The organism is Stenotrophomonas sp. HMWF023 (assembly GCF_003060985.1).
Classification (GTDB): Bacteria; Pseudomonadota; Gammaproteobacteria; order Xanthomonadales; family Xanthomonadaceae; genus Stenotrophomonas; species Stenotrophomonas lactitubi.
The window spans coordinates 3,316-8,766 of record NZ_QAIJ01000344.1 but is presented as its reverse complement, the minus strand read 5'-3'; the positions used below and the strand labels follow the sequence as shown (position 1 = coordinate 8,766).

6 protein-coding genes and 1 pseudogene are annotated in these 5,451 nt (G+C 65.0%); 4 read left to right on the top strand and 3 right to left on the bottom strand.

Features of this window, described 5'->3' with window-relative positions; translation table 11 throughout:
* Positions 1 to 324: 324 nt before the first annotated feature.
* Together gcvT and gcvH are read left to right on the top strand one after the other, a co-directional pair.
* On the top strand, positions 325 to 1,437 hold the full coding sequence (gene gcvT / locus DBR20_RS21160; protein WP_108268266.1) for a glycine cleavage system aminomethyltransferase GcvT: 1,113 nt from the start codon (positions 325 to 327) through the stop codon (positions 1,435 to 1,437).
* Between the two features lie 94 nt (positions 1,438 to 1,531).
* Positions 1,532 to 1,927, top strand: a complete 396-nt coding sequence (gcvH, locus tag DBR20_RS21155) for a glycine cleavage system protein GcvH (RefSeq protein ID WP_108268264.1) — start codon at positions 1,532 to 1,534, stop codon at positions 1,925 to 1,927.
* A 283-nt stretch (positions 1,928 to 2,210) separates the two neighbouring features.
* Here the strand turns inward: gcvH and DBR20_RS22005 are convergent, their stop codons facing one another.
* Entirely contained in the window at positions 2,211 to 2,591 is a 381-nt protein-coding gene (locus tag DBR20_RS22005) for a hypothetical protein (RefSeq protein WP_146187074.1), read from the bottom strand.
* A 112-nt stretch (positions 2,592 to 2,703) separates the two neighbouring features.
* On the opposite strand from DBR20_RS22005, the gene DBR20_RS21150 reads away from it, so the two are divergent.
* Positions 2,704 to 3,243: a histone gene (locus tag DBR20_RS21150; protein ID WP_089236507.1), complete on the top strand. Its 540-nt coding sequence runs from the start codon at positions 2,704 to 2,706 to the stop codon at positions 3,241 to 3,243.
* Between the two features lie 82 nt (positions 3,244 to 3,325).
* Here the strand turns inward: DBR20_RS21150 and DBR20_RS21145 are convergent, their stop codons facing one another.
* A complete protein-coding gene (locus DBR20_RS21145; RefSeq protein WP_108268262.1) occupies positions 3,326 to 4,228 on the bottom strand; it encodes a LysR family transcriptional regulator in 903 nt (300 codons plus the stop codon).
* Positions 4,229 to 4,340: 112 nt separating this feature from the next.
* Between DBR20_RS21145 and DBR20_RS21140 the strand changes: the two genes are divergently transcribed.
* The gene (locus tag DBR20_RS21140) at positions 4,341 to 5,099 is read left to right on the top strand and encodes an SDR family oxidoreductase (protein WP_108268270.1); all 759 of its coding nucleotides are present in this window, start codon (positions 4,341 to 4,343) and stop codon (positions 5,097 to 5,099) included.
* Positions 5,100 to 5,226: 127 nt separating this feature from the next.
* On the opposite strand, the pseudogene DBR20_RS23645 reads toward DBR20_RS21140, so the two are convergent.
* Positions 5,227 to 5,451: pseudogene (locus tag DBR20_RS23645) on the bottom strand (serine hydrolase); the annotation flags it as partial.

Here is a 5,451-nt window from a genome sequence, read left to right as displayed (position 1 = left end):
ACAACCGCTCTTGCCTTCCGTCCCGTCATCGGGAACTCCGGAAGGGAGGGGCAGCGTGGGCGCGCGGGGGTGTCCGCCGCATGGATGCGGCGGCCAAGCCCCCAGGGATGGGTTTACGGCGTCCCCCGCGTGACCACGCTGCTCCGACCAAGCCGAAAGAACACAGAGCCGACACGCTTCGGCTTTGCGCTTTGCGCTCTGGCTTGTAGAAAGCGTCCGCCGGCCGCCGGCCGGCCAACATCCCCCGCTGCGCTGCGGCGCGACCTGCGGCCGACCGATCTGGGATAATGCGCGTTCTTGTTTCCTCTGCTGCCGGACCCGGTCATGACCCAGAAGACGCTGCTCAACGATACCCACCGCGCCCTTGGCGCCAAGATGGTCGATTTCGGGGGTTGGGACATGCCCATCCACTACGGCTCGCAGCTGGACGAGCACCACCTGGTGCGTCGTGAGTCGGGCGTGTTCGACGTCAGCCACATGACCGTGGTCGACCTGCGCGGCGACCAGGTCAAGCCGTTCCTGCGCCGCCTGCTGGCCAACTCGGTCGACAAGCTCAAGGCCACCGGCAAGGCGTTGTACTCGTGCATGCTGAATCCGCAGGGCGGCGTCATCGACGACCTGATCGTCTATTACCTGGGCGAGGACTTCTTCCGCATGGTGGTCAATGCCTCCACCCGCGAGAAGGATCTGGCGTGGCTGCGCGAGCAGGCTGCGCCGTTCAACGTCTCGGTCGAGCAGCGTCCGGACCTGGCGATCCTCGCCGTGCAGGGTCCGCAGGCGCGCGACATCGTCATCGGCCTGGCCCGCGACGCCGACCGCGAGTCGCTGGGCAAGCTCGGCCGCTTCGCCGCGCTGCAGGTGCAGTCCGACGACGGCGTTGAACTGTTCGTCGCCCGCACCGGCTACACCGGCGAAGACGGTTTCGAGATCCTGCTGCCGCAGGATGCCGTGGTCGCGTTCTGGAACCGCCTGCTTGCTGCTGGCGTGAAGCCGGCCGGCCTCGGCGCGCGCGATACCCTGCGCCTGGAAGCGGGCATGAATCTGTACGGCCAGGACATGGACGAAGCGATCAGCCCGTACGAAGCGGCGCTGGCCTGGACGGTGTCGCTGGACGAAGGTCGCGACTTCATCGGCCGCGACGTGCTGGAGGCGCAGAAGGCGGCCGGCAACGCACGTCAGATGATCGGCCTGGTGATGGATGAGAAGGGCGTGCTGCGCCACGGCCAGGCGGTCACCACTGCCGGCGGCCAGGGCGAGATCCTGTCCGGCACCTTCTCGCCGAGCCTGGCCAAGGGCATCGCATTCGCGCGCGTGCCGGCCGGTGAACTCGGTCAGGTCACCGTCGACATCCGCGGCCGTCAGGTGCCGGTGCGGGTGGTCAAGTTCCCGTTCGTGCGCGAAGGCCAGGCCCAGCCAGGCGTGCTGACCGACGCGTGATCCAAACGTGCCGGTCGTCACTGCCAGCAGTGGCGGCCGGTTGGTTACACTAGCCCCGTTTTTTCCACCCCCTGCATATCTCTGGAGCAGTCCCATGAGCGAGATCCCCGGCGACCTCAAGTTCCTCAAGTCCCATGAGTGGGCCCGTGTCGAAGGCAATGGCCGCGTGACCGTCGGTATTTCCGACCACGCCCAGGGCCTGCTGGGTGACCTGGTCTACGTCGAGCTGCCGGAAGTCGGCACGACCGCCAAGGCCAACGAGCAGATCGCGGTCGTCGAGTCGGTGAAGGCCGCCTCCGACGTCTACAGCCCGATCAGCGGCACCATCGTCGAGGTCAACTCGGTGCTGGCCGACAAGCCGGAAACCATCAACGAAGATGCCTACGGCGACGGCTGGATGTTCGTGGTCGAAGTGTCCAACAGCGAAGAGCTCAACGAGCTGCTGGACCCGGACGCGTACGCCGAAGGCCTGGAAGACGAAGAGCACTGAGTCGTCGTTTCCCCGGTACGAAAACGGCCACCCTCGGGTGGCCGTTTTCGTTTTGGAGGACGCGTCGAACTTATGCCGACCGGTTCGCCGCATGCCATCGCCATGGCATCAGCCGGTGTTGAGCGCGGCCAAAAGGCGTGCGCAGTTTTGCGCAAATCCGCGTTTCCACCCCCGCGGCGGCGCGCCCGGATGTGAAAAGTTTTTGGCCTTGTTGCAGGTCCGTTGTGCTGGCGTTGGCGAGTGCATCGCCGCGCACGACCACATCGTCGTGTGGCGTTCCACTTCAGGCCTCTACATGACGCAGAGTGCTTGTTTCAAGTGTTTTTTCTTCGCTGTTCGTGCGCAGTCGATGGCAGCGACGATGCGCGATGCCGTGTTTGACGGCGCTCGCGGAGGAACATCGGCAGGCGCGGGAAGGGCTCCCGGGACGCGGCGGATGTGAAAATTTTTCGCGGGGGTTGTTGACAGTAAAAAAAACCGTGATTAGGTTTCGCCTCAGCAGACCTTGCCTGCCAAACCGAGTGCGCAGAATCAATCGTCCGATGCGAAGCAGCCCCTCGAAGACCACCGCGATCCTCAAGACGGTGGACATGGCCCCGCTTCCCCCGGAGAAATGCAAGGCGACCCCTGTTCCGATGCCTGCTCCGCCGATCGTGGCGGGCATCACCGCATCCGTAACGGCGCGCCTGACGCGCCGGCGGTCCCCGCACGCAGCATGGGCGGGTTTGATCCACCTGGGCGTTTCAACTCCCTATCACTGACGAGGAGCCATCACCATGGCAACCAAGAAAGCTGCGAAGAAAAAGCCCGCCGCCAAGAAAGCGGTAAAGAAGGTCGCCAAGAAGGCCGCTGCCAAGAAGGCAGTGAAGAAGGTCGCGAAGAAGGCGACCGCCAAGAAGGCAGTGAAGAAGGCTGCCAAGAAGGTCGCCAAGAAGGCTACGGCGAAGAAGACAGTGAAGAAGGCTGCGAAGAAGGTAGCCAAGAAGTCCACTGCCAAGAAGGCCGTAAAGAAGACCGCGAAGAAGGCCGTCAAGAAGGTAGCCAAGAAGGCCACCAAGAAGACTGCCAAGAAAGCCGTAAAGAAGACCGCCAAGAAAGCTACTGCCCGCAAGCCGGCCAAGAAGGTCGCCAAGAAGGCAGTGAAGAAGGCGGTAAAGAAGACCGCCAAGAAGGCGGTGAAGAAGACTGCGAAGAAGGCCACCAAGAAGGCTGCCCCGAAGAAGGCTGCCAAGAAGGTTGCCAAGCGCAAGCCGGCCGCCCGCAAGAAGAAGGCCGCCCCGGTGGCCCTTCCGGCAACTCCGGCACCGCTGATCTAAGCACTTCCCGATAGCCGTACCCTGAGACCCCTTCCCCGACTGCCCAGCGGGGAGGGGGTTTTTTTATGGGCATCAGCTTTGGCTAGCTGCGATGGCCAGCGGCTTCACAGGGAAACCGCTCGACCAGGAAATCCACGAAGCTGCGCAGCCGGGTCGAGTGATAACGATCGTGCGGATAGACCACGTGCATGGGCCGACCGCGCTGGCCATGTTCCGGCAACAACGGGACCAGGCCACCCGCATCGATGTCCGCTGCCAGCAGCAGGCTCGACTGCAGGATGATGCCCAGGCCCTGCAGCGCGGCCAGCCGCAACGCTTCGCCGTTGTTGATCTGCAGGCGTCCCGAGGGCGGCTGCACCGCCGACGTTGCCTCGTTGCCCAGCCAGTGCGACAGCGCAGCCGGGTCCAGTGACAGGCACTGATGCTGTTGCAGCGCATGCACGCTGTGCGGCGTGCCATGCCGAGCGAGATAGGCCGGTGATGCACACAAGGTCAGCCGGTAGGGGCTGAGCGGACGCGCTACCAGATGTGTGGTGTCGGCAAGCGTACCGATGCGGATGGCCGCCTCGAACCCCTCATCGGCCAGTTCGACCACGCGATCGGTCAGGACCAATTCCACACTGACCTCGGGGTAGCGGTCCATGTAGGTCGACAGTGCCGGCACCAGCGCATGCGTGCCGAAGATCACCGGTGCACTGATCCGCAGCTTGCCCGCCGGTGCCAGATGATGATGTTGTGCCTGCGCATCTGTTTCCTCCACCAGGCGCAGGATCTCCTTGCAGCGGCCGTAGTAGGCCTCACCGAAAGCGGTCATGTGCTGCCGTCGCGTGGTGCGGCTCAACAGCTGCATGCCCAGCCGTTCCTCCAGGGCGCGCAGGTGCTTGCCGGCCATCGTCGCGGAGATGTCCAGTGCCGATGCCGCGGCACTCAGGCTGCCCTTTTCCACGGCCAGCACATAGACCTGCATGCTCTCCAACAGGTTCATCTGACACCCCGGGTTCTGAATGTTGAAACCTCGCTGGAGTTTATCAATCGAGGGTATTCAAAGAGCATGTCCGCACGGCCAGATGGGCCGGCAGAGCCTGGCAGGGCAGCACATGAAACTGGATCTTGAAGGACGTACCGCGCTGGTCACCGGCGCAGGCAGCGGCATCGGCGCAGGAATTGCGCGGGTGTTGGCGACGCTGGGTGTGCGCGTGGCGATCACCGCGCGGCGGCAGGCGCCGTTGCGGTCGGTGGCGGCCGCGATCGAGGCGGCGGGTGGGCCGGTACCGGTCGTGTTGATGGGCGATCTGACCGACGCCGACGATGTGCAGCGCATCGCCAGCGCGTCGCTGGAGGCGCTGCAGCGCGTGGATATCCTGGTCAATGCGGCCGGAGGTGCACGGCTGGCCGGAGTGGCTGCAGCAGATGAGGTGTGGGACGAGGCGATGGCGCTGAACTTCTCGGCGGCACGACGGCTGACGCAGGCGTTGCTGCCGTCGATGCGGGCCAATGGCTGGGGGCGTGTCATCAACCTCAGCGGCTCGATGGAGCCGCGCGCGGTGAATGCCGCGAGCCCGGCGAAGGCGGCGCTGCATCTGTGGAGCAAGGGGCTGTCCTGCGACGTGGCGGGCGAGGGCATCACCGTCAACTCGATTGCACCGGGGCGTATCAACAGCGCGCAGATCCTGGATCGGCTGCATCCCACCGAAGAGAGCCGACGTGAGTTCATCGCCCGCAACATCCCGATGGGGCGTTTCGGCGAACCGGAGGAGGTAGCGCACCTGGTCGCGTTCCTGGCTTCCCCGTTGGCGGGGTACATCACCGGCGCGGTGATTCCGGTGGATGGGGGAATGCACTACTTCGCGCACTAGCGCTGCGGAACGGCAGAGCCGAGCCATGCTCGGCTGCTTGAATCAGCCGAGCATGGGCTCGGCTCTACAACAACAAAAAAAGGGCGACCCGAGGGCCGCCCTTCTGCTTACGGGCGAGCTCGCCAGCTCAGCGCGGCGAGGCCACCGCGCGGTTGCCCGAGGCGCCCTTGCCCTTGCGCTTGTCCTGCTGTGCCGGGGCGGCGCCCTCGGCCATCAGGTTGTCGCTGCCGAAGTCGGTGTCCACGTCCAGCCAACGCTGCGACGGCAGGCCGAGGGCGGCGTCGAGCACGGTCGGCAGCAGGCCGCTGGGCAGGCCGCTTTCACCGTTCCACATGATGGCGATGCCGAGGTC